Origin of the sequence: uncultured Shewanella sp. (assembly GCF_947501225.1) — a bacterium.
Lineage (GTDB): Bacteria > Pseudomonadota > Gammaproteobacteria > Enterobacterales > Shewanellaceae > Shewanella.
The window spans coordinates 297,026-323,786 of the sequence record NZ_CANMUW010000001.1; the positions used below are offsets into that span (position 1 = coordinate 297,026).

Below are 26,761 nucleotides of genomic sequence, written 5' to 3' on the forward strand. Positions count from 1 at the left end.
CATCTTTGCTGCCTCATTCACGCCGGGAATTTGGCAGACTAGCCAAGGGTCTAATGGCTTAGCTGAGCTTTTCAGATAATAATTCAGGGACCATATTATTATCTGCTGTTCAATTGTTTTGCGGATGATTTCGCCTTAAAAAACGGTAAGGGCATTTGAACGAGTCGTATTCCAGTCTCATATCATAAGTGATTGGTAATTCAGCTTAACTTTGCTGAGATGATATGAGCTATAGCCCTGTTTCTCGACTATAGTTTTACTACAGCTTAACTTGGGTTAATAAATCTTGGGTTAACAAATTAGCTAAACGTGTTGGCATTAATTGAAAGGATCTCGAAAATGAAACTCTATAATCTGTTTATCGCCTCGTTTATTTTATGTGGATTGATGTTTGGCTCTACATTGTCAGCTTACGCTGAGCCCACCTCCGCCGAATATGGTGTGATCTTAAACCTCTCCGGAAAGCAACGTATGTTATCTCAGAAGATGTCTAAAGAGGTGACGCTGATAGGGCTTAATGTCGACGCCGAAAAGAACCTGTCAAACTTATCGGCTACATCATCACTATTTGATAAAACCCTTAAGGGGCTGAAAGAGGGGGATGCCACGTTGGGTCTGCCGGCTACCGAGAGTAAGCGTATCGTTCGACAGCTCGATAAGGTTTCAGGCATATGGGGCGAGTTCTACCCTGTCATTCAATCTATTATCGCCTCAAAATCTGTCTCTGATGAGCAGCTGGCTGTGATCGCCAGTCAGAATCTGCCCTTGCTCAAGCAGATGAACAAGGCGGTGGGCCTATATGAAAAAGAGGCGAAGAAAAGCGGGCTGAAAGCCGCCCCCGGCCTTGCAGCCACCCTTAACCTCTCGGGTAAGCAGAGAATGTTGACTCAGAAGATGAGTAAAGAGTTCTTTCTGATAGCCCTGGGCCATGACGTCGAGCAGAATAAGTTGAACCTGCTCGAAACATACTCCCTGTTCGATCGTACGCTCAAAGGGCTGAAAGATGGCGATGAGGTTTTAGGGTTACCAGGTACCAAACCGCAACATATCCGGGATCAACTCGATGTGGTTGACGGCTTATGGGTTAAGTTTAAGCCATTGGTTGAAAAGGGAGCCGACTATAAAACGACTACGATATCTGAGGCGCAAATTGATGCCGTTGCTCAATCTAATCTACCGCTGCTTAAGCAGATGAATGCTGCGGTTAAGCTGTATGAGAAAGAGGCTGCTAAATAGTAGAACTTAACTTAGCGGAGATAACTTTATGCTAATAAAAACAAAGTTATATGCAAGCGGTACTCTACTGTGTGTTCTTCTTATCGGAATTAGTCTGGGGGCCTGGCTCTCTTTTAATGGTCTGTCTCAACGATTTTCTCAGGTTGTCGATGCCTCCTCCAGTAGTGCCAGAAGTGCCGAAAATGCTACTCAGGGCTCTGCCAGCGGAAGTCAGCAACTGGGTGTCATCAATGCCGATATGATGTCGATAGTCGATGGTATCAAGCGTGCAAACCAAAGAACTAAGCTGATCAGCAAGAAGGTCGACGACATCAATGGGACTCTGACAGAGTTGATGAGTACCATAGAAGAGCTTTCCGAAGATGTTAGTGATGAAGATGCGCTCTCTATTCTGGAAGAGGTCAGCGATGAGATAGGTGATATCAGTGAAAGGCTCAGGCGTGAAGCGCTGATCAATATTGTCGACTCGTCGAAAAATATGGACAACTTCAGTACGCAGATCTCTCAGCAGGCCGCTAAAGTTTCCCAGCTCGATGCATTCTTGCGACAGCAAGTTAAGGTGAGTCAGTCAACCATGGACACCAGCGCAGAAATTAAGGCGTTGGCGACTCAGGCCTCAGGGGATGTGCAGTGGCAGCAAAAGCTATTTGTCTCTGCATTAGTGATTCTGGCTCTATTCTCTATGGCAGCAGTGCTGCTTATCGTGAGGGCCGTAATTCACCCCATTAACAAGACAGTGCACCTGATGCAGGATATTGCCGATGGAGATGGCGACTTGACTCAGCGCCTGGAAGCGGAGGGGGATGATGAGATGGCATTGATTGCCGGTGCCTTCAATCGTTTTGTGGCAAAAATTCAGGCTTTGCTTACCGATGTTACTCATTCGATGGAGGAGTTACGTCAGGCCTCGAATCAAACCCTGCAGGCGATGACGGATGGCAATGAGGCGATGCACAAGCAGCAGCAGGAGGTTGAGCAGATCGCCACCGCAATTAATGAGATGAGTGTCACCTCCCAGGAAGTTGCCCAGAATGCGATCGGTGCCGAAACGGCTGCGGTTGAGGTCAATGGGCATGCAGATTCGGGTAAGCTGGTGGTTAACAGTGCCTTGAGTTCAGTTTCCAGCCTTGCAGGAGAGGTGCAAAGCGCGGTCGATGTTATCGACTCATTGGATCAGAAGTCCTCATCTATCTATTCTGTGGTCAATGTGATTCAGTCGGTATCTGAACAGACAAACCTTTTGGCGCTCAATGCCGCCATCGAGGCCGCCAGGGCCGGTGAGCAGGGGAGAGGTTTTGCGGTGGTTGCCGATGAGGTCAGAACCCTTGCGGCAAAGGCGGAAAGTAGTACCAGCGATATTCGGGAGATCATCGTTGAAATTCAGACGCTGACCAAACAAGCCGTGACGGCGATGGAGTCCAGTAAGACGGTAAGTGCCGACACGCTCAAAGGGGCGCAATCTGCGAGTGAGGCGCTGGATGCTATTACCGGTTCTATGCATACCGTGACCGAGATGAATACTCAAATAGCCCACGCCGCAACGGAGCAAACCGGAGTCACCGACGAGTTGAATCAGCGTGTGATTCAGATCAACGAGTTGTCTAACCTGACTTCGATAGAGGTATCGAAAACGGTGGAGACCTGTGAGGCGTTAAATCGTATCAGCGAAACCCTCTCTAATCAGCTGACACAATTTAAGGTATAGAGAGCCGGAGGCAAGGTAAAATGAAAAGCGGGAGCCTAAGTGCTCCCGCTTTTCATCAACAGATCTGTTTACTCACAGTTGCCGATTGCTTTCTCTCGGGTTAAGTATTTATGAAATACCGTGACTTTATGTCCCATAAACCTGTCTCTTCCACGCTCGCTCATGCCCACCTTTCTGGCCAGTGCTTCGGAGCCTCGATTGCCCAGTAAGATTAAGGCTATCGCTTCATCTATTCCAAATTGCGGGAAGATCTCCAACGCCTTAGCTCCGGCCTCGTAGCCAATTCCCTTGCCCCAGTATTGAGGTAGGTAGCGATAGCCCAGTTCGACTTCATTAAACTCGGTGACAAATTTTGGCCCGCAAAAGCCTATGACGCGTCTATCGGCTTTATGCTCGACGGCCCAGCGGCCATAACCTAACTCTTCATAGCTTGGCAGTATGACCTCGTTCAAAATCTGCTCGGCCTGGGATATTGATGACATCGGCTCGCCCGGAATATAGGTCAATATCTCGGGAATACTGTTAAGCAGGTATAGGGCACGAGTATCCGTCTCGTTGAAGTGCCTTAAAATCAGCCTGTCCGTTTCAGCAATAATCAAATCTAGCTCCCCTTCTATCCTTGATAATGAGTGAATTTAACCTATTTATAACATATGCCCAGCCAAGAGTGATAGATATCTGGTCTGCTCTGATCCTGGAAATTTTGTAAGAGAGCGTGTTGATATGCCGGCGACGATAAAGCTTAAGTACAACTGTGTTCTCTTTGTAATGATGGACAAAGAGGCGTTCATCTACTAAAAGATCTTAAGGTGTATCGGAATATTTGGCTGACGGAGATCATCTTGAGTAATATCATTATTTCAGCAGGTTTGACTCTGTGGTCTTGGTTTTTGACTCGCTTATCCGGTTTATGTTTTTATCTCATGCTATTGACGTTTTCTATGGGGGTAACCTTAGGGACATCAATAGCTGCAGAGTCGCCTTCCAGACCATTTCGGATTTGTTTCGAGATGCAAGATAATATGCCATTTATTCAGGGAGTACCCGAAGAGGGGGTCGTTGTTTTAGGTGAACATGGTGTTTTAGCGGATCTGTTAATTCTTACTGCCGAGGAACTTGCTATAGAGTTAAACTTCTCCTTTATGCCCTGGAAGCGCTGCATCCAACAACTGAGCCAAGGAAAAGTCGATGGGATCATTGCCGCCATCTGGGCATCTGAACGTGACTCCTGGGGCGTTTTTCCTAAGGCTGGGGAGGCGGTTGATAATGAGATGGCAATCTGGTTTGTCGATTATCTTATCTATACAAAGTCAGGTTCAGCTCTCACCTGGGATGGAAAAAGTTTTTCCGGAGTCCGCCACGGCATTGCGGCACCTCTGGGCTACATAGCGCATCAAAAGCTGAGTGCAATGGGCGTGCTACATGAACAAAGTCTCTCCCTTACCGATGGTTTCGCATTGCTGGCGCTGGAGCGTCTGGATGGTTATGTTGTTGAGGAGACTATTGGTCGCCGGGTGGTTATGGATCTGCAACTTAGCGATAAGTTGGAGTCGTTAACCCGCCCCTTTATGCGAGTGCATTGGTTTATGCCCGTCTCACATCAATGGTATAAGGCATACCCTGAGTTTTCCCTGTCGTTTTGGTCAACTCTGTCGGAAATTCGTAAAACTCAGGGGAAGCGCTTGTTACAACACTATCTTGAGCAGTATTCTGACCTCAACACCCGACTTAAATCTGCTTCTACCCCCGAACTTAAGCGATAGATGAACCATTAAGGGAAAAGCTTGCCACCTTGGAAAATCTGGTAAGCCTGAACTCATTAAACACGCCCTCTATGGTTAATGTGCTAGTCTTGGCGGATATAATTCCTGGGGCAGGTTGTTTTGTAGTGAGTAAATTCACTGAGGTAGTTAAGTTTTTCTTCGACTTAGGTATATCTGAGCAGATGGTGACATCACAACTGTTCCAATTTAAGTCTCTCTCACTGAAAGCAAGTGAGGTATTACTCGCTCAGGGCGCCGAGCAGGAATATGGCTATTTTATCGTGTCTGGCATGCTCAGAGCCTGTCACTATGGTGAGAGTGGCCTTGAGCGGTGTAAAGAGTTCTATTTTGAGGGGGAACTCTGTTTCCTCTATTCAAGCTGGCTGCAAGGAGTGGCGGCTCAATATCAACTCGAAGCAATCTGTGATGCTGAGGTGATAAAAATCCCCTTGAGTTTGCTGGCGCTGCCTCAATTTTTACCCGCCAAAGTAGCACTTTTGCAGCGACAGTTGATATTCAAAGAGCAGAAAGAGGCCCTACTGTTACTCAATACTCCGGAGCAGAGGTATCGGCATCTACAGAAGTATTGGCCACATTGGCTGAACAAGCTTAACAATATTCAAATTGCCAGCTATATCGGTATCAGTCCCGTCAGCCTGTCTCGGTTAAAAGCCAGAATTAAAAGAGAGAATTAAAAACGAGAAATAGCGAGGCCGGTTAACTTAAGTTAATTTCTCCGTCGTGATTTATCTCCATAATCCCTGCTTATTTTTCATTGTGTTTGCAGGGGGAGCTTGTGTCTCTATTTATCTGGTCTCAGGTATTAATTATCATTGCTATTGTATTCGATCTGGTATCGTTTCAATTTAAGCAGAGGAAAAAAATCGTCGGCTGTTTATGTGTCTCGGGCATCTTGATTAGCGCCCATTTCACTTTACTTGAGCAGTGGACCGCTGCAGGCCTGATGCTGCTGGCGAGCTTTCGTTATTTCACCAGCATCTTTACTACTTCCAAGAAATTGATGTTTCTCTTTTTAACCAGTGCCTTAGTAATCACCTGCATGACGTTTTCCGGCTTAATCAGCTTGTTGAGTTTTGGCGGAACGGTATTTCAAACCACGGCGGCGTTTTGTCAAAGCGATCACCGTCTGAGGCAACTAATGATTGTAGGGACCTCGCTGTGGTTGATACACAATTATCTTGCCGGTTCGCCTACGGCCGTGTTGATGGAGTTCTTGTTTATCGGCAGTAATATCATCGGCTATTACCGATACTATGGGATGAGCCTGCAAGCGCAGCGATGAGCTTGCTTCTTTGGAGAAACGAAAGGTAAGGTTATGCAAAAGAAAATACCGCTAAGTCGCGGTATTTGTTATTTTATTTGAGCTATTTTATGGGAGTAACCGAGCCGGCTCTTTAATCGCGTATCTTAGCCCGGGGGGCACTTTGTTTATGGCCCCCACTTTTATGAGAGTTGCCACTGTGAGCCCTGCTCTTATGGGCAGGGGATTGGCTCGGTCTGGTGGAGTGATGGCTTTTCGTATCTCGCTGATGGCTCAGCTTTGGTTGTTTATAGCCTCGGTGCTGACGGCTTTTCACATCTCGCTGGTGGCTTTCCACTGACTGATGTCTCTTTACAGGCTGATGGCTCTTTATCTGCTTGTGGCTGGGAGCCTGGTAAAGCTTATTGGTAAATTGCTGTTCACGACTCTTGCCTATTTTATGGTTTAGCTGATGGCTCTTCACCCGCTGACGGCTCTCCTTATTAAGTCGGTTGTATTTTGTGTTCCCATGATTTAACTGGTGACGTTCGGCTTTTCTTACCTGTTTGCTATGGGTCATGCTTGGACGCTGGCTGTTATACCTCTGTTTCACATGGTTGCTGCGGTACGCCACTCCCCGTCTGTGTTGTGGTTTATGTTGCCAGCGCTGAGCCCCGTGACTGGTGACGATTCTGCCTCTGTGACGGTAGTGGTGAGAATTATGATGGTGTGTCACCACAATATGATGCCTGCTCCAATGGAACGCACTGAAGTGGTAGTTAAAGGTGATATGTATGCCAGTGTTCCAGTAAAAATGTCCATGGGGGCGGCGTACATAATATGGGTAAGGCGCCCAATATACCGGAGGGTATCTATACCATCGCCAATGGCCATACACGACACGCGGATCGTAGTAGGGCACATAGATCACCTCTGGCTGTGCGGGCTCTATGACAATCTGATTGTTAACCCGTGTGACCGACACATTGTCCATCTGGGATAGGCTATCGGCTTCATCGGCTTGCTGTCTCAACGATTGGATGCTGGCGAGTAGCTTAGCTTCATCCTGAAGGAAGGCATCCCCCAGTTTCTGCGTCCAGCTTAAGTCGTTACTGAGTTTCTCCAGCACGTTTGGGAAGGCGAGCAGAGCCATTACACTGGGATCCCACTCCCTGTTTTCAGCCTTCTCCATTAGCTGCTCGGTCGGCAGCAGCCTGTTTTTATTCTTTAACCTATGAGCTTCGACCACTTCCAGCGGGTAGGTCGCCGCGATGAGAATATGGGTGAGTAGGCTGTCGGGATACAGTGCGATGGGGGCCAGTATCTGCTCGAGCTCAGCTTCGCTGAAGGCGGATTCTATCTCGTTGCTGGTTAACTCCCGGGCTGCGACATCTTGAGTCAGCGCCACTGGAGTGAAGATTAACAGCAGGGATAGATAACACCATTGCATGAATGTTTTCATGTCGTCTCCAAACTCTTCTCTTTGACTTTATAGTCATGATAAAGAGTCGAAGATGAACACAAGCTGAAAGGGCCGGGAGGAGAAGAATCGGGAGCGGTTTCCTTTGTAGGAGCGGCTTTAGCCGCGAAGCATTCTTGGACAAAATTCCCGGCTAAAGCCGGCCTTAGATAAAGTCTACCCTAGCTTTCACCCTGGCTGAAGCCAACCTCAAACTTTGCTCCACCCAGTTTTTGTGAGTCACAGACAGACAGCTTGCCGTTGTAGCTGTCGATAAGATCGCGCACTATGGCAAGGCCTATTCCGTGACCTTGGCCGTAGGAGTCGGCGCGGATCCCTCTCTCGAATATCTGGCTCTGCTGCTCGGGAGTCACGCCCTGGCCGTCGTCCTCTATCGCTATGGTTAACTGACCATCACCGGAGGTGACGCTTAACAGCACTTTGGATTTAGCGGCTTTGCAGGCATTATCGAGCAGGTTACCCAGTATCTCGGTCAGATCGGCCTCATCTCCTTTAAAGATGGCCTCACTATCGACAGATTCGGCGATCTCAATTTCAGGAGAGTGGTAGATTTTCCCTAAGGTTCTGACGAGTTTTTCACTGACCGAGCTGACCCTGACTCCTAAGTGCCACGAAGAGCCAGCAGCACTCTGGGCCCGTTTGAGGTGATGGCCGATGATCTTATTGATCACGGTTATCTGCTCAAAGGAGCTCTGGCTGAGATCTTTTTGACTCTGGATCACGGCTAGGGGAGTTTTCAGGCTGTGAGCCAGATCGGACAGGGCATTTCGGTACCTTTTACGTTGGCTCTGTTCGGTATTGAGCAGGGCGTTAAGCTGGCGCGCAACGGCTTGTAACTCTGTCGGATAATCCGCCTTGAGCTGCATGGCTCGTCCCTGTTCTACATCATTGAGTTCCTGCTTGAACTTGGCGAGGGGCTTTAGGGTCCAGAGCAACCAGGCTAGCTGAATTATGCCCAGCAGCACCATCAGGATAAGCAGCCAGCTCCAGAGTTGCCGGGTAAATTGATCTATCTGCTGCTGAAAGTTGGCCTGATCTTTTACGATATGTATTGTGATGGGAAAGCGGCTATTGTCTCTCTGCTCGAAACTGGCACTGAAGCTATAGATAATATGGGGCTTTCCCTCCAAAACTATTTCACTGAACTCACTGTGACCCGTTGCCGGATGAGGCAGTTTGGGTGGCGCTTTAAACCCAAGAAATGAATCAGATTGCCATAGCAGGCTTTTAGCCGAGCTCTTGTCCGGTGTCGATATCAGTGCATACAAACCTGATTGAATGACATTAAATTGATTTTCAGCCAACAGCTCTGGCATTAACAGGCGACTATTGTCGACCTCGGTGACGGCTAACACAGAGTAGAGATAGGCGCTGAGCTCATTTTTTGCGGCGCTTTTTACCTGTTGCCTGAAGGCGTCGTTAAGGGTGAAACCAATTAAGGGCAGCAGCACCAAAATCAACAGCAAGGCACTGACAATCAGCCTGGCCTTGAGTGAGTTCAGCAGCCTTTTTTTTGGTGTCGCAGGGGGCCCTGATTCAGGAGCGGGTGAGCAGTTACTCATCGCTTTGTTCTGTCTTAGGTATTTGAGTCAGGCGATAGCCCTGGCCCCGCAGGGTTTCTATGAGGCCGAATTGGTTATCCACATCCAGCTTCTTTCTCAGTCTTCTGATAAAGACTTCGATAACGTTAGAGTCGAGATCGAAATCTTGATCGTATATATGCTCCGTGAGTACGGTTTTTGATATCACTTCGCCTGGGTGAAGCATAAAATATTCAAATATCTTATATTCTGTGCCGCTCAGGGTGATCACCTGTTCGCCTTTTTTTACCTCTAAGCTGCTGGTGTTGATGCTGAAGGGGCCATTATTAACCACTGGGCTCGCTTTACCTGCAGAGCGTCGGATTAGCGCCTTGAGTCTGGCGACCAGCTCCTCTGGATGAAAGGGTTTAGTGAGGTAGTCATCGGCGCCGGCATCGAGCCCTTCAACCTTATCTTGCCAGCTGTCACGGGCCGTTAAGATTAAGATAGGGAAATCAATCTCCTGCTCCCGCAGTGTCTTGATCAATGTGATGCCATCGAGCTTAGGTAAACCGACATCGATAATCGCTGCATCGTAACGGTATTCGGTGCCCTGAAACAATCCAATTTCACCATCATCGGCAACATCTATGTTGTAGTTTGCATCTACTAAGTGCTGCTTTAAGTTGGTCTGTAGCTCAATATCATCTTCTACCAGAAGAACTCTCATGGTTTTCTATCCTTACTCATAAAGTGCTATCTGCTTAAGGGGCTAGTTTCTTCGAATGCTGCCGGTTTGGGCATCGACAGAGACATAAAACACCACTCCCTCGTTCGATATCAACTTAATTCTATAGCCCGGATGACCGTTGACCCGGCTCGATTGTGCCTTGAGCACTTTTCCCTGATATTGACGCTTTACTAACTGAATCGCCTGTTCAACACTCCTGACCTTGAGTTGTTGGGGGGCTTTTTTTGATGACTGGGCGGCGATGCTCATCGAAGCAGCGCTAACCCCCGCTAGTTGGGTACCCGATGCCTTTCCGTAAAACGGCATAAGAGTGCAACTTATGAGTACCAACATAGAACCAAATTTCATTAAATGCCCCGCTCGCTGCCAGGATAGCTGTTATAGGCTAGTGTAAAAGATCCCGTCATATTAAGGAACTGCCAATGCCTCATCCTGAATGTCTGCTATCTCTTCCTGCTCCTGCCGCTTGTCAGTCTGTTTTAACTACCCGATATGAATAACCGATCTTAGATGAACGTCAGCTGAATTTACCCGGTCAGGAGAAAGTGGCTGGGTCAAGGCCGGGAGGCGTTGGGTAAACTGTTCAATTTTCAGCGTTCAGCTTGTGTTCACTTTGTTTCGTCTCTAATGGCCATAACAACCGATAATATTGATGAGGCTTTAAATATGAACAGTAACTCGAATATGAGCCATAAGAAGCAAAACAGTGTCCCCGTTGCCGGGCATAGCTTAGGGGGTAACCGGGTCTTTTCCCCTGCTCTGAAATCTGGTGTATCTATAGCCTCTGTATTGAGTGTTCTGGCGTTGAGCATCTCGCTATCGGCGTCTGCCGGCGCAGCTCCATTAAACCAGAGTGAAGTGGTAGATGGCTCCGGCTTGATTCAGCAGAGCTTCTCTGTGGGGCGAGAGACAAACATTGCTCAATCGACACAAGCCGAAGGTGCGGCGCTTGACAGTACTCAGGCGGACAATCAGTTGTTGCAAACGCTCGCTCAGAAAAAACAGCAGCAGCTGATAAGTGGCGAAGCTGAGAACCGTAGTAAGAACAGAACCCGGGAGGAGGTGATTGCAGCTCATAAAAGCGGTCAATCGTCATCAAAGTATGCCAGGCAAAAAGTGGCAGAAGCCACTCAATTCGCTAACCCTATCTTCCATCAGTTTTCAATCTATGAGGCCAGCAGTCGACTGTTTACCGATAATGACTTCGATGGCTTCTATCAGACATTCAGTGTGACTTTCGATGCAGACTTGATTGGCTTTGGCAGTTATGAGCGTGCAGATGTCTATGCGGAGCTGTATCTGAGCCGCAACGGTGGCCCATGGGTACACTACTACTCTACCGATATATTCACCATTATCGGTGACTCCGCTGACGATGACTTCGAGGTGTTAACGACTCTGCATACCGGCTACCCGACAGATCATTACGATGTGCTGATCGATCTTTATGAGGTGGGCTTCGATGACATTGTTGCCACGATCAGCTCGGATGATACCGATAACCTCTATGCGCTGCCGCTAGAGAGCAGTGACCGTGATGCTGTTTATATCGGTGATAGTAGCAGTGAGGGACACGGTGGCGGGTCGCTCTCTCTGCTTGGCTTATTGGTTCTGGGTTGTGTCTCGCTCAAACGCCGCTTATTCTGAGCCATTTTGAACCCATGCATTGTTCTGCTTTATTCGTTGTGAGCTTGGCATTACAATGCCGGGCTCATCAGTTATAAGCCGATACATTAACTAAGCCGCTATTATATGCCAATGACTCAAACGCAAGACCCGCAAACTAACGGTGCTCATCTACCGGATTCTCACTCTCCGCAGAGCGGGGCAGCCTCTGGCCAGATCAAACTTATCGGCTGCAGTCAGGATATAGCACTGTGGATATGGGAGAACCTGGTTCCCTCGTCGGGACGCGCCGATACCCTTCAGGGGGAGGTTATCCGTGCGATCGAACTGCTGGCCTGGGAAGCTCAGAACAATGGCAACCTCAACTGGAATGAGGAGTTCGACAACTTGATAGCATTTCTCACTGAGGTATTTACCTCTTCTGGGTCGGTTATCGCGGCAACAATGAGTGAGGAGGCGAAGTGCTCGGCGGCAGAAGATCTGTACAGGCTCAGCCACTTCCTTCTGCCCACCGAGTTAGATAGCCGTGTCTACATTGAAGAGCTGCCCTATGTGAAGGAAGATCTCTACGATAGGCTGACCGAGCACTTAATCCAATACTGCAGACAGTCACCTGAACTTATCTACCGATAGTCAAAACAGAACCCTCTTCAAATCCGGCTTGGCAGGTTTCAAGTGTGCTGATTCATTATTTCAAATTCAGTCAGAGGCTTTGATTCAAAGTCTCTGACTGTTTCAATAGCCGCCTCTCCTTTACCTCTTTAGATACCTCCTCTGCTTGCGCCGTTTCCTGACAACAATCAGCTCATTAAATAACCGTGTAAAAACAGAATGTGCTGAGGAGATTATCAATGTTGATTAAGAGTTGAGCAATCGCTCGTCTTTACATTGTAAAAGTTCACCCTAAAACCGCCGCAGGGCGCACACATTTGTATCAGGCCATGAAACAGGTGTTGTAATCTAAATGCTAATCGTTATCATTCGCTCAAATATTTGAGGGGATGATAACAGATGAATCAATTTCGTTTTTCACTACTTGCGGTAGCCTGTGCTTCGACATTTTTACCTATGACAGTTCATGCGGTGCAGGCAGAAGGGCTGGAAAACACGGATGTAGAACGTATCACCGTCTATGGAAGACAAAATCAGGTGGTCATGAATTCAGGGCTTGCCACTAAGTCGGATATGTCTTTGATGGAAACGCCTGCGGCGGTTGTGATTGTCGATGAGGAGCTGATTAACGCTCAGGGCGCCAACGGTCTGCAGGACTTAGTGCGCAACATCAGTGGCGTGACGCAGGCGGGTAACAACTATGGTATCGGGGATAACCTGGTTATCCGCGGCCTGGGCGCAAACTATACCTATGACGGCATGTATGGCGGTGCGGGTCTGGGTAACACCTTTAACCCGACACGCTCGCTTACCAATGTCGAGTCGGTCGAGGTGCTTAAAGGTCCTGCGACCGGACTCTATGGCATGGGCAGTGCCGGTGGTGTGATAAACCTGATTGAGAAGAAGCCGCAGTTTGAGTCTAAAAATGAGATCGGTGTCGAGCTCGGTCAATGGGATACCTATTCATTAAGCCTGGACAGCACCGGCGGGTTGAGTGACAAGCTGGCCTATCGCGTCGTGGCTAAGACGGCACGCAGCGACGGTTATCGTGATATCGGCACCGACAGGGATGAGGTGTACAGCTCACTAAAATATGTGTTCGATGATTCACAGGACCTGATGTTGTCGGCCTCATATATCAAAGACGCCATTGCGGTAGACTCAATCGGCCATCCAATCCGGATCTATAATGCCGACTCGGTCGGTGGCAAAACGGCGGGTGAGGCGGGTTGGGAAGACCTGATCAATGATCCTGAAGGTAAAGGCATCCAGTTGACCGACGAGCAGCGTCAGCAGTTAGCAGACTCGTTAGCCGCCAGTGATGGTTTAACCCCTTATGAGTTTGGTCATAATGGGATCATCTCACCTATGGCGAAAGATAACGAGGGGGAAGAGCTAAGGTTCAAGCTGACCCATAACATCTTCTTTAACGATAACCTGTTTTTGAACCAGCAGCTGCAGTACCGTGATTACACCTCAGGTTTCTCACGCCAGACGGGCGCCTATAACTATGTATACTGGAATCGTCGCGGCACCATCAACGCCGATCCCCGTGGTCCCCTTGTCGAAGACGGTGTCCTCTACCCGTATGCCGCGCGCCGCCAGGAGTACCGTCAGGTCTCTGCCGATGAGACCTCATGGCAGTACTTTGCCGATCTCAGATATGACTTCGAATTTGCCGGTATCGATAACGAGTTGTTAGTGAATGCCAACTTCGAAGACAGAGATATTCGTTTCAAACAGTACTCTATCTATGATGCCGATAAGGTGATCAAGAACAGGGCTGGTGAGGTTATCTATCAGGGAACACTGCCCTATATCTATGATATCCGTAATCCGAACTGGGCCGAAGGTAGCTTCGAGGATCACGATCCTCTGATGACCAGCAACTACAACAAGAAGGTCAATGCCTGGGGCGTAGGCCTGCAGCATGTCGGTTACTTCGACTATGGTTTCACGACCCGTATCGGCGTCGCATTCAACGAGATCAAGCAGAGCTATGAGCACTTCGGTGTCGACGCCCGCTATCGCGCCAGCGCCGCAGAGCCGACGCCGGAAGCCGATACAACAGATAACGGCATCACCTATAACTTAGGTGTGACCTATATGCCGACCGATGACCTGTCATTCTTCGTCAACCACTCCAAGGGGCGCACGGCATACAGCATGCTGGGTGGCATCAATGGCGATGGCTCGGACAGGCAGGACTCTGAATCTATCAGCGATGATCTGGGTATGCGAATTAAAGCGTTTGACGATCAGATGCTGACCTCTCTGGTGTTCTTCAAGAGCTCTCGTACCAATTTGCAGTACAGTAATCCGGACTACGAGGCGGGAGTATCGGGTCCAAATGTGCCTGAAAACTTCTATGATGGCAGCGAAGAGACCACAGGCGTCGAGCTGGATATGAATGCACATCTCAATGAGCAGTGGGCCATCAATGTCAACGGTGTCTATCAGGATGCCAGAGATAAGAAAGATCCAAACCGTAGCAGCTATGATACCCGCCAGAAAGGGGTGCCTTACGTCACCGCCAGTGCCTGGGTCACCTATGGCGCCGACTGGTTCTCACTGAGCAGCCCGCTTGAGATCAGCCTGGGGGCGAAATATGTCGATGAGCGCAGCACTAACTCCAGCTCATTCGGGATCCCGACCGGTTATGTACCGAGTTATACCGTGGTAGATACCGCCGTCAGTTATCAGACCGACAGCTGGAAGTTACAGCTTAACGTGAATAACCTGCTCAACGAGAGCTATTACAACAAGGCGATGTTCTTAGGCGGTATGCCGGGTGAAGAGCGCAATGCCAAGCTGACATTCAGTTATCAGTTGTAGGCTTTAAGCTACGAGCTACGAGCTACGAGCTACGGGCCACGAGTAACGAGTAACGAGTAATAAGCTGTAACCTTGATATCAGGCCTCTATTTTTAGAGGCCTGATTTTTTTACTGGTTTAATACAGCCGCAGATTAGTTAGTGTTGCATCTGCGTCGCTAAGGCAAAGCGGTTCCAGGCGTTGATCATTATTACCTGTATCATGGCCTCAGCCAACTGCTCCTCTCCTAACTGCTTCAGGGCTGTCTGATACGTTGCGTCCGATACGGCGGAGTCGGCAATCAGGGTCATCTCATCTGTCAGTGATAAAATCGCCCGCTCTTTGTCGTCGAATAACGGGGATTCCTTCCAGGCTGATATGGCAAACAGTTTTTGCTGTTCGATTCCGGCCTTTAGTGCTTCAGTCGTGTGCATTTCAATGCAGTAAGCGCACTGGTTAATCATGGATGCGCGTATCTTAATCAGTTCTTTCAACTTAGCACAAAGCACTGTTAGCGAAAGATAATTTTCAACATTCAACATGGCGCTGAGGGCCGCAGGTTGTGTTTGAGCAAGATCTATACGTTTAGACATTTCATTTTCTCTGTTTTAATAAAGTGAGCGCAGTATTGCGATGACCAAATTGTGCACTATTCGATATGCTGCTGGAATATTCATTAAAGCTGTAATAGTTTTGCGTTTAACGCAAAGGTTGGGGATACTACAAAGCATCACTCTCAGGTGACTGGTGTAGGAGGAACAGGTGTTAGATTTGATTAAGGTGTTCGATCAGGTTGTCGAGTCAGGAAGCTTCTCGCAGGCTGCACAGGTATTAAACATGGCTCCCTCATCGGTTGCACGCAATATTGATAGTCTGGAGGCCTTGATACAGACCACACTCTTTAAGAGGAGCACCCGTAAGTTAATTCTCACCGAAGAGGGGCAATATTTTCACCTTCAATCGGCTAAGTTACTGCAAGATGCCGATAAGCTGTTGAGCGAGATGAAAGGCAGTAATCCTGAGCCTGAAGGAATACTGCGAATTTCAGTGTTTGAAAGCTTCGGTAATATCTACCTTGCGCCACTCGTTCCAAAATTTCTTGATCTCTACCCGAACGTGAAACTAGAGATAGAGCTGGATAATAAAGTTGTAGACCTTAATAGTGAAAATATCGATCTCGCAATCCGGATTGGTACACCGCAAGACAGTCGTTTGAAGGCGCGAAAGCTTCTTACCAATCATACTTCCCTTGTTGCCTCACCCGACTATATTAAAAGTCATTCAAAAATATCCAGACCGGAAGACCTGCAACACCACAACTGTCTACTAATCAGCCATGAAAGGCAGAGGAATCACTGGCATTTCAGTAAGGGAAAAGTGGAGAAAAAGGTCTCTGTTACAGGAAACTTAATCTCGAAGGGGGGCTCGCCCCTGCTCAGTGCTGCTCTGCAGGGGGGAGGTGTCCTGCTGTTATCCGACTGGATGGTTGAACCCTATGTCGCTAACAAACAGCTTATCGAGCTTCTGCCCGACTGGAAAGCGACTCACGGAGCATTGGGTAGTGGTGAAATATTTGCTATCTATAAAGGCACTCAATACCCCAAGCCCCATATACGTGCTTTTCTCGATTTTCTCATTGAGTGGTTAAGATAAAGTAGATCCTGGATATCGCTCCCCCACTTCATTAGATCCACAAAGCATCTGTTTTACTCATGTCGAGAACACTATCGGCAATTACCGATAGTGTGATAGCGACGGGTCTCACTACTGATATTTAAATTGAACTAAAGTACAACCTACCACTCGAATTGTTTTAACAGATGATTCGTGGATGTTACAGGCAGGTTTTAGTTCAACCTATTGCACTCGTGTAAGTTCAAGCAGCTTCTCGATTAGTATTCGATATCAGGCCCGGGGAAATTTCGATTTATTAATTCTGTGAAACTCTTCTGCAGGAAGAGGGCGTTTGTGCAGCTGAAATTCATGATGTTAAGTGTGCTGAACAAAAATAATAGTCAATCAGAAAGGAAATAAAATGAAGTTATCTACCCTCTCTTTAGCCGTTATCTTATCGATAGCGGGCATGAATCCTGTGTTAGCTGCCGATAGTGAAACCGGGCAGCAAACACTGAGTGATATGTTAGCCGGTAAGATAGAGTCAAAGGGGCTTTTCAGTTTTTACCAGGACAGAAGCAGCGGTGAAACCTTGATGTTGATTCGAAAGGAGCAGCTGAATACACCTCTATTATATGCGGCTCACACCGTCGACGGTCTGGCCGATACCTGGGATTTCAGAGGTTTTAAGCGCGAAGAGAAGATAGTTGAGTTCAGACGCTATTTCGATCGTATCGATATTGTGGCTAAATCGCCTCGCTTTATCTTTGATGAAGGCAGCCCACTCAGTAGGGCCAAGGATGCAAATATCAGCGAGGCGGTGCTGGCGAGCCTGAAAATTGAGGGCGAACAAGACGGCAAGCTGGTGGTTAATGTCGATGAGCTGTTTTTAAGTGATGCTCTCAGTCAAGTCTCCCACCGGGCTAACGGGAGTAGTAATAAAGAGCAGTTTCAACTTGGAAAACTGGATACGGGTAAGTCTCGCATCATCAAGAAACGTACCTATGATAACAATGTTGATGTTGTCGCCGAATATGTGTTTAACAACGATAACCCCAGAGGAGTGGGCTCTGTTGCGCTAACAGATCCTCGGGTGGCGGCCATTAAGATCCAACACTCCTTTATTGAATTACCTGAGAACAGGTTTGAGCCTCGCCGCGATGATGCAAGGGTAGGTTACTTCACCCACCAGTTTGATAATAAAACTTCCACCACATGGGCGCCTTATGAAGATGTGATTGTGCGCTGGGATCTGCAGAAACAGGACCCCTCAGCCACTTTATCTGAACCAGTTAAGCCTATTACCTGGTGGATCGAGAACACCACCCCCTATGAGTGGCGAGATACGATTAAGCAAGCGGTATTAACCTGGAATAAGGCCTTTGAAAAAGTGGGCTTTAAGAATGCCATTCAGGTCAAGATACAACCCGATGATGCCGACTGGGATGCGGGGGATATAAACTACAATGTGTTGCGCTGGATGTCGTCACCTAAGCCATTAACTAACGGTTATGGTGGTGCAGTCTCTAACCCGTTGACCGGAGAGATCCTGGGAGCCGATCTGATACTGGAATATCGTTTCATGAGAAATAACCTGGCTGTCGAACAGATCTATAGCCAGGGAGCGACAGCCTCTCACTATGGGAGTGAAGCACAAGCTTCGGGTTTGAGTGCTCAGCTTAGTTGCAGCTCGGGCCATCAGCTACAAGAGGGCCAGTTATTGGCACAAACCCTGGCCAGTGGTGAGATGACGCAAAAGGCCATCCTGGAGGAGGGGCTTCGTATGTTGGTGATGCACGAAGTTGGGCACACGCTTGGCTTAAATCATAACATGAAGGCTTCAACCCTGTGGGATGAAAAAGAGGTACACAATAAGGCTGTCACTCAAGGGGCGCTCACCGGCTCTGTGATGGAGTATGCCCCGGTTAATCTGGCTCCTATAGGTGTAGAGCAGGGGGATTATTTTCAGACTGAGCTGGGCCCCTATGATTATTGGGCTATAGAGTATGGTTACTCTGTGGCACTGGATGATAAAGTTGCCGAAAAAGAGCGGTTAGATGCCATATTGCGTCGTTCATCGGAGAGGGAATTAGCCTTCGGGAACGATGCCGATGATATGCGCCGCACCGGGATGCATATCGATCCACTCATTATGACCGGGGATATGTCATCTAACCCTGTAGCCTATGCCGTTGACAGAATAGCGTTGATTAACCGAAATTTGAGTGAACTTAAGGGGAAAACCCTAGTAGAGGGCGGGTCCTATCAGCAGTTGTTGACCTCAGTGAATGTTCTCTATGGGGAGTATAAAAAACAAGCTGTGGTGATCTCCCGTCAAATAGGTGGGGTGAATATCGACCGGAGTTTTGTCGATGCAGGCAAAACACCGGGAACTGTCCCATACACCCCCGTGGCAGCTGAAACGCAAAAACAGGCCATGAATGCCTTGGCTGAATATGTGTTTTCCGAGAACACCTTAGCTGCCTTAGAGCCACTTTATGGTTACATGCAGCACCAGCGAAGAGGCTTTGATCATTCAGGAAAAAATGAAGATCCCAAAGCGCACAAGATGGTGCTTAACCTTCAATCTTCGGTGCTGAGTCATCTGTTGCACACCAATGTATTGCAGCGCATTTCAGATAGCGAACTTTACGGTAACGAGTACGGTCTTTATACGTTTATGAATGATCTCACCTCGGCGATCTTTATCGATTCAAAGGCGCTCAAGTCTACCAGCCAGAACCTGCAGATTGAGTATGTGCAGCGCCTGATCAAAGTCGCGGGACTCGGCCATGACTCTAAATACGGTCATCTGGCTAAGTCTTCTGCCGTGAACCAGCTGCAGTCAATTCTGCACAGGAGCCTCCCCTGGGGAGCCGATGAAGCGACCAAGGCTCACAAGGCCTATGTTGATCTGTTGATAGAGAAAGCCTTCGAGGCTTGATGTCTCTCTTTCAATTGCATTAAGCATTAAAGGGGGGTTATATCTGTGCCAAGTAAGATGACCCGGCAGCAATTCGGGTCATCTTCTGGCATAGTCGCTCAAACCGGAACCATCTGAGTTCGGATAGGTAAACCAACATCAAGCCGAGCTCCGGTTTAAAGCAACTTCCTGATTCGGTAGGTGAGGAGCGGAGCTATTTAAACGTGACCTTTCCGCCCACCATCTTAAATGCGGGGGTACCTCTGACCAGAGTGTCCCGGGCAAAGAGCTGGCCGCATCCGGGGCAGGTGCAGGCGAGCTTAGTGTAGTCTTCGACAATACGCTCCTTGAAGCATTTGACCAGGGCGCCTTTGCCTCCCTTTCGATATTTAAACAGCTGGGCCTTACATTTAGCACAGAAGATGTCGACGGTGCGGGTAGGGCCCTTCTTATTGGGTTTTGCCATCAGTTTTATGCTTGTTCAGAGTGAGTGCTCACCGAAATAATGATCAGTGAGGCGCCTATATGGCTAATGTTTGCGAGTATTGTAATAAAAAGAGCTTGGTTTAGCTAAAAAGATAAAGGCTCTGTGGCGATGTGCCACAGAGCCAGGATAAGCGCAGGCTATTATGTTGAGTGGAATTAAGCGGTCTTAAACTGATCCACCATGCTCTTGAGACCCAAAGAGAGCTGGCTTAACTCGATACAGGATTGAGCCGTCTGTCCGGCTCCGGTTGCCGCTTCCGATGAGGATATATTGATAGTTTCTACACTACGGCTGAGATCTTCGGTCACCGAATTTTGTTCGCTGCAGGCACTGGCTATCTGAATATTCATTGCGGCTATCTGAGTGACCGCCTGTTCAATTTCGGAGATCTTCTCGCCGGTGGCGTGGGTCTGCTCTACGCAGGTACGTATCATCTCACAGCTTTGCTTAGTCGCGGCCCCGGCCTCGACGGCGCGAACCTGAAGCTTTTCGATTATCTCTACGATTTGGCGGGTGGAGTCCTGAGTTCTGCCTGCCAGTGTGCGCACCTCATCGGCGACGACCGCAAAGCCTCGTCCCTGCTCGCCGGCGCGTGCCGCTTCGATGGCCGCATTAAGGGCCAGCAGGTTAGTCTGCTCGGCGATGCCCCCGATGACATCGACCACCATGGAGATGCTGGCCGAGTCTTTCTCAAGCTGGGCTACCATCTCACCGGCATTTTCGATCACTTCTGAAACCTGCTGGATCTCAATCATGTTCTGCTGAACTTCTTTATTTCCCTGATCGGCACGTTCGGTTGCCGAATTTGCCGAGCTTGAGGCCTCTTCAGTATTCATGGCGACTTCGTTGACGGTTGCCTGCATCTGCTGCATCGCTGTGGCAACCATAGTGATCTCATTTTGTTGCTGTGACATCCCCTGGGATGACTGCTCGCTGATGGCGCTAACCTCTTCGATAGAGGCACTTAGCTGCACTACGGCACCACCTATCTCATTGACCAGTTCACGCAAGTTCTTCTGCATGCTGATGCAGGAGTCGGCCAGCTGTCCAAGTTCGTCATTGCCTATCTGGTCGCGATCTATCTGATGAGTCAGGTTACCGTTGGCTATCTCCTCAGCCATGGCCATTACGGCGCGCAGAGGATTTCGAATCTGCCGCCCGAGGAAAAGGGTCATTATCGTCATCAGAACAAATAGTGCCCCTACGCCGATGTAGGTCTTCATGGTTGCAGTGCTGACACCTTCAAGGGTATTGATGCGGTCTTTGTCTGTTCGGGCTACGTTGATCTCTGTTAGCTGCGTCAAGGCATCTTGCATCTTGTTAAACTGCTTATATGAGCTCAGCAGATACTTGTTCGCCCCAGACAGATCGTTTTGCAGCACTATGTCATTGAAGCCGCTCTGGGCGCTTAGGTATTTATGCCAGTTCTCCCTGGCCTGGATAAATGCCTGGCGCTCCTCCTCTGTCTGGATGCTCTTTTCATAGGTGTTGATCATCTTAGTGACATCATTGATCATGTTGTCGGTAGTCTGCATCCAGCTCTTCATCGCCGGGTCACCGATACTGGGCAGAAAAGAGAACTGATCACGACGGATGAAGATGGTGACAAACTTTATCTTCTCGACCAGTAACACATTGGGCAGGACTTCATCTGTCAGGGTCAGAATATTATCGCGGGTGTTATTCAGTCCCGATATAAACAGCATGCTAAGGGCAATGACCGCGACGGCGATACAGCTGAAGGCCAGGGCGATTTTGTTATTAACCGATAGGTTTTTAAGGTTGAACATAACCAGAGATCCTCATTCCTTTGGTGATAAAAAAAAAGCCTTCGATAGGGCGAAGGCTGGGTCATAAGATGTCCATTTAATGCGTCGAGATGAGAACGTGCTGACCCTAAATGAGAAGAGGAGCAATGAGCCTGGGTGAAGCCCACTGCCAGCCTCTTCCGTGCTTGTGCTTAGAAGTAGTAAGCCATGCTGATGTTGAAGCGCTTGTCCCAATCATCACCGACTTCAGGCAGACCGATATGGTCGTTGTTTGCCGTTGAGAAGGTCATGTTCTTACCCATGATGAAGTCGATATGTGTATAGGTTGGACCGGCAGAAATGGCCGCACCCAATACGTTTTGCATACTGTCATCGTAGGTTTTGTCGGCAACATCCGGTGTCATCAATCCGAAGTCATTATAGAACTTCACGCTACCCCATTCGGTAGGAATAGTTTTCGATAGGTTGACGTTGTACACCTGTCCCTTAGAGGCAATTTCATACTGCCAGCTGACCACTGAGATGGCGATCTTGTTTTCATCCATGCTGTCAGCCGCATCATATTCATACTGCATGGCTTGAAGCTGTAGGTTCCAACCATTGAACTTGCTGTCCAGGTGAGCGGCAATGGCATATCTGTCGCCATTGTTACCGGTTTTAGAGTTGTAGATCTGACCAGCTTCAACAGAGGCACCAAAAGTGGTTGAGCCGCCCTGGTGTTCCATTGTGTAGGCTTGACGCAGGTTGATCTGGTTTGTCTCTTCGTTGTTATACTCGGTACCGTTGATGGTGCCTGTGTATAGGTCTGCCGCGTACTGCTTGTTCTCACTCGCTGCATATTCGGCATTTTTGTAGAAGGCCATATCCGTATGCCAACCATTTTTCTGGAAGGTGGCTTTCACACCGACATCATAGTCGTCTTCGAAGCCAAGGTAGTATGGCAGACCGAACCAGTAGCTGTTAGAGATATAGCCTATGTTGCCGAAAGGAACCTGGTTGATACCAAATTGCAGCTCCCACTCCGGACTTAGGTCGTAGTAGCCGTAGCCGTATTTAATATAGTTAGTGCTTGATGTGAAACGGTAATCAGATTTTAATCCCCAGTTACCCAGTTTGCCGTCAAAGCGTAGTGATGCCATATCAAATGTTAGATCACCGGCTTTATCTTTTGAGCTCTCACTGTAATCTTTATATGAATAATTAACCCGTACGGCACCACCAATATTAATGCCATCCTCTTCGGCTGCTGCCATGGTGTTGAAGCTACTTAATGCAATAGCGCTTGCAATAAGAGAGACACAAAACGTTTTGTTAGTTTTCATCATCATTATATTCCAATTATATTTAAGTTATACAGTGCTTAGTTCGCACTTATATTTCTAAAGGCTCGTGCTTATATATAAGTAAGGTTGTAATTAAATTCGGGTAATTGAATTTTTGCCCATTTAATTACAGGTCATATATTTGTTTGTTGTTTCCGGACATTGTCGACATCCATTTCTGACTGTGCGGACATCCTCCTTTTTATAAATGATTCTGCCGAATGTACATCTTGATATTTCGACGGTTAAATATTTGGAGCTATAGACTTAAATTATAAGTTTATATCCCAATTTGGTAATCTCTTGAGCCCCGTACAGTATCTGTGCGTATTTTCAGGTGTACGGGACTCCTTTTTAAACTTATATTTACTCTATCTATTTAGTTCAACTGAAGCTGAGAAATCTACAGAGCTTGTTTTTTCGAGAGTTAATCCTCTCGTCTCCGGTGCCATAAATATAGAAACAACCAGTCCAATCAGAGATATCACAGCTCCTGCTAGTAATGTCGAAGATATTCCATAGGTGGCCATATAAATAGGGAGCGCATAAGTCGAGATTATGGTTCCTATTCGGCTGAAGGACATTACCGCACCTACGGCCGATGCTCGGATCTCGGTTGGAAACAGCTCATTAGGATAGAGCCACTGCAGGATCCCAGGTCCACCAGAGAAGAATGCATATACTGCAAAGGCACCTACAATCAACCAGATACTTGGGTCTTGTACTATGCCAAGCAGTGCAAGCGAGGCAGTCATAATACCGAAGCTACCGATCAAGAGTGGTCGACGACCGATAGAGTTCAGCCAGTACATAGCTGGAATACACCCGGCCATGAAGAAGATACTGATAACGATATTACCCAGTGCAGCATCTTGCCCTTCGGTAAAGCCAAGTAGCTCGATTATTTGAGGTCCAAAGGTATAGATGGCAAACATTGGAATTACCTGGCAGCTCCAAATCGTGCCGATAAATATAATTCTTTTTAAATATATTGGTTCAAACAGTTTGCTATATTTAGTTTCTTCAGCCTCTTCGAAACTAATATCAACATCTTTGCCAAAGAATGTATGCATTATTTCGCGGCACTCTTTAACACGGCCCTTTTTGAGTAACCATCTTGGAGATTCCGGAAGATGAAAACGACCCAGTAAAATAACGAGACAGGGGATAACCGCACTACCAAACATCCATCTCCAACCGTCTTGAACATCATAGAGAAGGTAGCCGACCATATTGGCTGCAGTGGCGCCAACGTACCACATGGCGGCGATGAATCCCATTGTGAATGCGCGTTGCTTGGTCGGTGAGAATTCGGCGACCATAGAGGTTGCGATGGGGTAATCGGCGCCGATCACGATACCGATTAAGAAGCGTAAAATAACTAACTCGATGGGGGATGAGACAAACATAGTTGCGAAAGAAAGTACGGCAATTGCAACTATATCAATCATAAACATTTTTTTACGGCCAACAAGATCTGCGACGTAGCCAAATAATGCTGTTCCGATAAATAAGCCGGCCAGAGTTGCGGCACCAACTAAACCTAACCACTGTGCATCTAAACCTAATTCTGGCGTGAGCTGTTGAAGGGCCAGTCCAATTATGACTAATACATAACCATCTAAAAATGGTCCTCCGCTTCCCCAAAGCATGATTTTTCTATGAAGTGGAGTAAATTCCATATCATCGAAGTTTTTCTTTGAATTCATACTACTAACCACCGACTTTATTTGTTCTATTAAGAGTGTTCGCAACAATCCTGGTTACGAAAGGTTATAAAGACGCTTCAAAATTATTATTGAACTAATTTTGTACTAGCGAATATTTCACCGAATCAGATAATCCCATGTCAAAATATTACAATATTTACATTTCAATAATGGTGATGTAACCAGTGTTTTTGATTATATCTTTAATTTTTTTTGTAAATTGTGAAATTTATTTTGTATATAGGGTAATGCTTTATTTGGTTGAGCTTTATTTTTAGCTTCTACCGCGCATCGAACAAATAAGCCTATGGGCTTTATATTTTAAGCACATGCTTGTTCACCAATGTTATGAACTTGCGCGCTTGTTAATTAAGCTAAATCCAAATATTAAAAGTACTGATTGTTGTTATTTAATACTCAGTAACCTTTGTCTCTAAAATATTATTCTGACTCTAAATTTGTAGGGGCCAGAAATATGGGTATCAGAGATACCCAATTTCGTTATGATTATCCGTATCGATATTCGATGCCGAATGTTCCTCTCGGATATTCCCATTTTTCCAGAATGGTGTCACCGCACAGGAATTTGCAGGTACCGCACTCCAGACAGCCGGCAGAATCGAAACGTATGGTCCCATCTTCCTCAAGCTTATATAGTCCGGCGGGGCAGGCGTTCACAAGTTTACGGTATTCACCCATATTAGGATTATCTTTTAAGATAATATGTGGGTGCCCTTCGTCAACATGGAACTTATTGACGCCAAGTTTAACGTCTACATTGACTGGTTCGGTCATATTGCAGTCACTCCTTTAATGCCATCTTTAATCAGGTTCATGTAACCCACTTCTTTACAATGCTTCATCAGGGTCTTACGTAGTGGCTGCGACTCTCTGCCATCTACCGTGAACATGCTTTCCATTATGTCGGCAACCATTTTTGGATATTCGTTGAAGATCCTGGGGGTTTCCATGAATGCAGGCAGGTTTTTATAGAGTTTCAGATCTTTCATCAGGAAGCTGTCTTCCAAAAGAGTCTGATAAGAAGATAAGCCTTGTGCACTGAAATCATCTGTTGCACGTGCCGCTAATACGGCTTTAGCCGCGGCTTCGCCAGAGGCGATGGCAAGATCCATACCGCGAACGGTGTAGCCTATGTTCAGACAGAATCCGGCAGCATCTCCGGTGATTAAAACGCCGTCATCGATCAGCTTTGGTACCATATTCAGGCCGGCTTCAGGTACCACATGCCCCGAATACTCAAGCAGCTTACCGCCTTCAATCAGTGGCTTAATCATGGAGTGGTTTTTAAAATCTTCCAGCATCTGTGGGACGGTTTTATCTGATTCACCAATGCCGTGCAATCCGCAAACGATACCCAATGATACGGTCGTCTGATTGGTGTAGATAAAGCCACCACCCATCAGTCCATTAGATGGTGAACCGGCGAAAAGCCATGCCGCACCTTCGTCATCGGACAGGTTAAATCTGTCTTGAATGACCTCTTTTGGAAGCTCAATAAGCTCTTTTGCACCAACGGCCATAGCATCGGCGTTTACCTTAGGCTTAACCATTCCCAGTTTTTCGCCGAGTACAGGGTTAACACCTTCCGCCAGAATAACTGCCTTAGCTAACAGCTCGTCGCCATCGGCTTGAACACCCACGACTTTACCATCTTTGGTGATGAGTTCATCGACACGAATACCGGTAATGAACTGGGCACCAACCTCTTCGGCTTTCGCCATCAGCCATTGATCAAAATCACCCCTTAATACGGTATATGATTCCTGAACCGAAGTTTGCTCCCGGCCGTTATGGTAATCCAGGGTAACGCCGGTATCATCGGTCAGGAAGGTGACTTTCTCTTTGGTGACTTTTCTTTCAACTGGTGCTTCTTTAGCAAAACCGGGAATAACCTTCTCCAGGCTATGAGCGTAGAGGCGGCCGCCTGTCATGTTCTTACTGCCGGCGTAGTTGCCGCGCTCAATGACGAGAACATCCGCTCCCTCTTTTGCTAAAACATATGCGGCAACGCATCCAGCAAGCCCGGCTCCTACGATAATCGCGTCAAATGCTTCTTCTGACATACAAATTTACTCTTCACATAGTTTTGGTTTTAACACCGGGCTTTTATTTGCCCGGTGTTACGTCGGGAGATAAATCGTGCCCGAT

22 protein-coding genes are annotated in these 26,761 nt (G+C 47.5%); 10 read left to right on the forward strand and 12 right to left on the reverse strand.

Going from position 1 to position 26,761, the window contains the following annotated elements; all coding sequences use genetic code 11:
* Nucleotides 1-339 precede the first annotated feature (339 nt).
* Both Q1B47_RS01270 and Q1B47_RS01275 read left to right on the forward strand, forming a co-directional pair.
* Nucleotides 340-1,236, forward strand: coding sequence for a type IV pili methyl-accepting chemotaxis transducer N-terminal domain-containing protein (locus tag Q1B47_RS01270; RefSeq protein ID WP_299787391.1), 897 nt, complete (start codon nucleotides 340-342; stop codon nucleotides 1,234-1,236).
* A gap of 28 nt (nucleotides 1,237-1,264) precedes the next feature.
* The gene (locus Q1B47_RS01275) at nucleotides 1,265-2,941 is read left to right on the forward strand and encodes a methyl-accepting chemotaxis protein (RefSeq protein ID WP_299787394.1); all 1,677 of its coding nucleotides are present in this window, start codon (nucleotides 1,265-1,267) and stop codon (nucleotides 2,939-2,941) included.
* Nucleotides 2,942-3,009: 68 nt separating this feature from the next.
* Here the strand turns inward: Q1B47_RS01275 and Q1B47_RS01280 are convergent, their stop codons facing one another.
* The gene (locus tag Q1B47_RS01280; protein ID WP_299787397.1) at nucleotides 3,010-3,540 is read right to left on the reverse strand and encodes a GNAT family N-acetyltransferase; all 531 of its coding nucleotides are present in this window, start codon (nucleotides 3,538-3,540) and stop codon (nucleotides 3,010-3,012) included.
* 411 nt (nucleotides 3,541-3,951) lie between these two features.
* Between Q1B47_RS01280 and Q1B47_RS01285 the strand changes: the two genes are divergently transcribed.
* The 3 genes from Q1B47_RS01285 to Q1B47_RS01295 all read left to right on the forward strand — a co-directional run bounded on the left by Q1B47_RS01285 (nucleotide 3,952) and on the right by Q1B47_RS01295 (nucleotide 6,007).
* Nucleotides 3,952-4,704 (forward strand): hypothetical protein, encoded by a 753-nt coding sequence (locus Q1B47_RS01285; protein WP_299787400.1) that lies wholly within the window; start codon nucleotides 3,952-3,954, stop codon nucleotides 4,702-4,704.
* 125 nt (nucleotides 4,705-4,829) lie between these two features.
* Entirely contained in the window at nucleotides 4,830-5,399 is a 570-nt protein-coding gene (locus Q1B47_RS01290; RefSeq protein ID WP_299787403.1) for a Crp/Fnr family transcriptional regulator, read from the forward strand.
* Nucleotides 5,400-5,500: 101 nt separating this feature from the next.
* Nucleotides 5,501-6,007: a YgjV family protein gene (locus Q1B47_RS01295; RefSeq protein WP_299787406.1), complete on the forward strand. Its 507-nt coding sequence runs from the start codon at nucleotides 5,501-5,503 to the stop codon at nucleotides 6,005-6,007.
* Between the two features lie 112 nt (nucleotides 6,008-6,119).
* Here Q1B47_RS01295 and Q1B47_RS01300 read toward each other — a convergent pair whose 3' ends face one another.
* From Q1B47_RS01300 to Q1B47_RS01315, 4 genes are all read right to left on the reverse strand, one after another.
* On the reverse strand, nucleotides 6,120-7,427 hold the full coding sequence (locus Q1B47_RS01300; RefSeq protein ID WP_299787409.1) for a DUF3300 domain-containing protein: 1,308 nt from the start codon (nucleotides 7,425-7,427) through the stop codon (nucleotides 6,120-6,122).
* 179 nt (nucleotides 7,428-7,606) lie between these two features.
* Nucleotides 7,607-9,007, reverse strand: coding sequence for an ATP-binding protein (locus Q1B47_RS01305; protein WP_299787412.1), 1,401 nt, complete (start codon nucleotides 9,005-9,007; stop codon nucleotides 7,607-7,609).
* The gene (locus Q1B47_RS01310) at nucleotides 9,000-9,695 is read right to left on the reverse strand and encodes a response regulator transcription factor (RefSeq protein ID WP_299787416.1); all 696 of its coding nucleotides are present in this window, start codon (nucleotides 9,693-9,695) and stop codon (nucleotides 9,000-9,002) included. Before Q1B47_RS01310 ends, Q1B47_RS01305 begins: the two co-directional genes overlap by 8 nt.
* Before the next feature lie 42 nt (nucleotides 9,696-9,737).
* Nucleotides 9,738-10,064 carry a PepSY domain-containing protein gene (locus Q1B47_RS01315; protein ID WP_299787419.1) on the reverse strand — a complete coding sequence of 109 codons (327 nt, stop codon included), beginning with the start codon at nucleotides 10,062-10,064 and terminating at the stop codon, nucleotides 9,738-9,740.
* 318 nt (nucleotides 10,065-10,382) lie between these two features.
* Between Q1B47_RS01315 and Q1B47_RS01320 the strand changes: the two genes are divergently transcribed.
* From Q1B47_RS01320 to Q1B47_RS01330, 3 genes are all read left to right on the forward strand, one after another.
* Nucleotides 10,383-11,363 carry a choice-of-anchor H family protein gene (locus tag Q1B47_RS01320; protein WP_299787422.1) on the forward strand — a complete coding sequence of 327 codons (981 nt, stop codon included), beginning with the start codon at nucleotides 10,383-10,385 and terminating at the stop codon, nucleotides 11,361-11,363.
* 105 nt (nucleotides 11,364-11,468) lie between these two features.
* Nucleotides 11,469-11,975: a hypothetical protein gene (locus Q1B47_RS01325; protein WP_299787425.1), complete on the forward strand. Its 507-nt coding sequence runs from the start codon at nucleotides 11,469-11,471 to the stop codon at nucleotides 11,973-11,975.
* A gap of 378 nt (nucleotides 11,976-12,353) precedes the next feature.
* Entirely contained in the window at nucleotides 12,354-14,789 is a 2,436-nt protein-coding gene (locus Q1B47_RS01330; RefSeq protein ID WP_299787428.1) for a TonB-dependent receptor, read from the forward strand.
* 137 nt (nucleotides 14,790-14,926) lie between these two features.
* On the opposite strand, the gene Q1B47_RS01335 is transcribed toward Q1B47_RS01330, so the two are convergent.
* Nucleotides 14,927-15,361, reverse strand: coding sequence for a carboxymuconolactone decarboxylase family protein (locus Q1B47_RS01335; protein WP_299787431.1), 435 nt, complete (start codon nucleotides 15,359-15,361; stop codon nucleotides 14,927-14,929).
* 169 nt (nucleotides 15,362-15,530) lie between these two features.
* Between Q1B47_RS01335 and Q1B47_RS01340 the strand changes: the two genes are divergently transcribed.
* Nucleotides 15,531-16,421, forward strand: coding sequence for a LysR family transcriptional regulator (locus Q1B47_RS01340; protein WP_299787434.1), 891 nt, complete (start codon nucleotides 15,531-15,533; stop codon nucleotides 16,419-16,421).
* Nucleotides 16,422-16,803: 382 nt separating this feature from the next.
* Complete coding sequence (locus tag Q1B47_RS01345) at nucleotides 16,804-19,326, forward strand: zinc-dependent metalloprotease (RefSeq protein WP_299787437.1); 2,523 nt, start codon at nucleotides 16,804-16,806, stop codon at nucleotides 19,324-19,326.
* 193 nt (nucleotides 19,327-19,519) lie between these two features.
* On the opposite strand, the gene Q1B47_RS01350 is transcribed toward Q1B47_RS01345, so the two are convergent.
* From Q1B47_RS01350 to fixC, 6 genes are all read right to left on the reverse strand, one after another.
* Nucleotides 19,520-19,771 (reverse strand): hypothetical protein, encoded by a 252-nt coding sequence (locus Q1B47_RS01350; protein WP_299787440.1) that lies wholly within the window; start codon nucleotides 19,769-19,771, stop codon nucleotides 19,520-19,522.
* Nucleotides 19,772-19,947: 176 nt separating this feature from the next.
* A complete protein-coding gene (locus tag Q1B47_RS01355) occupies nucleotides 19,948-21,582 on the reverse strand; it encodes a methyl-accepting chemotaxis protein (RefSeq protein WP_299787443.1) in 1,635 nt (544 codons plus the stop codon).
* 170 nt (nucleotides 21,583-21,752) lie between these two features.
* Nucleotides 21,753-22,886 carry a hypothetical protein gene (locus tag Q1B47_RS01360; protein ID WP_299788772.1) on the reverse strand — a complete coding sequence of 378 codons (1,134 nt, stop codon included), beginning with the start codon at nucleotides 22,884-22,886 and terminating at the stop codon, nucleotides 21,753-21,755.
* Nucleotides 22,887-23,254: 368 nt separating this feature from the next.
* Nucleotides 23,255-24,592 carry an MFS transporter gene (locus tag Q1B47_RS01365; protein WP_299787446.1) on the reverse strand — a complete coding sequence of 446 codons (1,338 nt, stop codon included), beginning with the start codon at nucleotides 24,590-24,592 and terminating at the stop codon, nucleotides 23,255-23,257.
* Nucleotides 24,593-25,099: 507 nt separating this feature from the next.
* Nucleotides 25,100-25,387, reverse strand: coding sequence for a 4Fe-4S dicluster domain-containing protein (locus Q1B47_RS01370; protein ID WP_299787449.1), 288 nt, complete (start codon nucleotides 25,385-25,387; stop codon nucleotides 25,100-25,102).
* Nucleotides 25,384-26,676 carry an FAD-dependent oxidoreductase FixC gene (fixC, locus tag Q1B47_RS01375; protein ID WP_299787452.1) on the reverse strand — a complete coding sequence of 431 codons (1,293 nt, stop codon included), beginning with the start codon at nucleotides 26,674-26,676 and terminating at the stop codon, nucleotides 25,384-25,386. Before fixC ends, Q1B47_RS01370 begins: the two co-directional genes overlap by 4 nt.
* Nucleotides 26,677-26,761: the final 85 nt, after the last annotated feature.

Excerpts from the sequence above, each read along its gene's own strand:
- Q1B47_RS01270 (WP_299787391.1), top strand. The coding sequence starts at position 340 with ATGAAACTCTATAATCTGTTTATCGCCTCGTTTATTTTATGTGGATTG.
- Q1B47_RS01275 (WP_299787394.1), top strand. The coding sequence starts at position 1,265 with ATGCTAATAAAAACAAAGTTATATGCAAGCGGTACTCTACTGTGTGTT.
- Q1B47_RS01285 (WP_299787400.1), top strand. The coding sequence starts at position 3,952 with ATGCAAGATAATATGCCATTTATTCAGGGAGTACCCGAAGAGGGGGTC.
- Q1B47_RS01300 (WP_299787409.1), bottom strand. The coding sequence starts at position 7,427 with ATGAAAACATTCATGCAATGGTGTTATCTATCCCTGCTGTTAATCTTC.
- Q1B47_RS01305 (WP_299787412.1), bottom strand. The coding sequence starts at position 9,007 with ATGAGTAACTGCTCACCCGCTCCTGAATCAGGGCCCCCTGCGACACCA.
- Q1B47_RS01310 (WP_299787416.1), bottom strand. The coding sequence starts at position 9,695 with ATGAGAGTTCTTCTGGTAGAAGATGATATTGAGCTACAGACCAACTTA.
- Q1B47_RS01315 (WP_299787419.1), bottom strand. The coding sequence starts at position 10,064 with ATGAAATTTGGTTCTATGTTGGTACTCATAAGTTGCACTCTTATGCCG.
- Q1B47_RS01320 (WP_299787422.1), top strand. The coding sequence starts at position 10,383 with ATGAACAGTAACTCGAATATGAGCCATAAGAAGCAAAACAGTGTCCCC.
- Q1B47_RS01325 (WP_299787425.1), top strand. The coding sequence starts at position 11,469 with ATGCCAATGACTCAAACGCAAGACCCGCAAACTAACGGTGCTCATCTA.
- Q1B47_RS01330 (WP_299787428.1), top strand. The coding sequence starts at position 12,354 with ATGAATCAATTTCGTTTTTCACTACTTGCGGTAGCCTGTGCTTCGACA.
- Q1B47_RS01335 (WP_299787431.1), bottom strand. The coding sequence starts at position 15,361 with ATGTCTAAACGTATAGATCTTGCTCAAACACAACCTGCGGCCCTCAGC.
- Q1B47_RS01345 (WP_299787437.1), top strand. The coding sequence starts at position 16,804 with ATGAAGTTATCTACCCTCTCTTTAGCCGTTATCTTATCGATAGCGGGC.
- Q1B47_RS01350 (WP_299787440.1), bottom strand. The coding sequence starts at position 19,771 with ATGGCAAAACCCAATAAGAAGGGCCCTACCCGCACCGTCGACATCTTC.
- Q1B47_RS01355 (WP_299787443.1), bottom strand. The coding sequence starts at position 21,582 with ATGTTCAACCTTAAAAACCTATCGGTTAATAACAAAATCGCCCTGGCC.
- Q1B47_RS01360 (WP_299788772.1), bottom strand. The coding sequence starts at position 22,886 with ATGATGAAAACTAACAAAACGTTTTGTGTCTCTCTTATTGCAAGCGCT.
- Q1B47_RS01365 (WP_299787446.1), bottom strand. The coding sequence starts at position 24,592 with ATGAATTCAAAGAAAAACTTCGATGATATGGAATTTACTCCACTTCAT.
- Q1B47_RS01370 (WP_299787449.1), bottom strand. The coding sequence starts at position 25,387 with ATGACCGAACCAGTCAATGTAGACGTTAAACTTGGCGTCAATAAGTTC.
- fixC (WP_299787452.1), bottom strand. The coding sequence starts at position 26,676 with ATGTCAGAAGAAGCATTTGACGCGATTATCGTAGGAGCCGGGCTTGCT.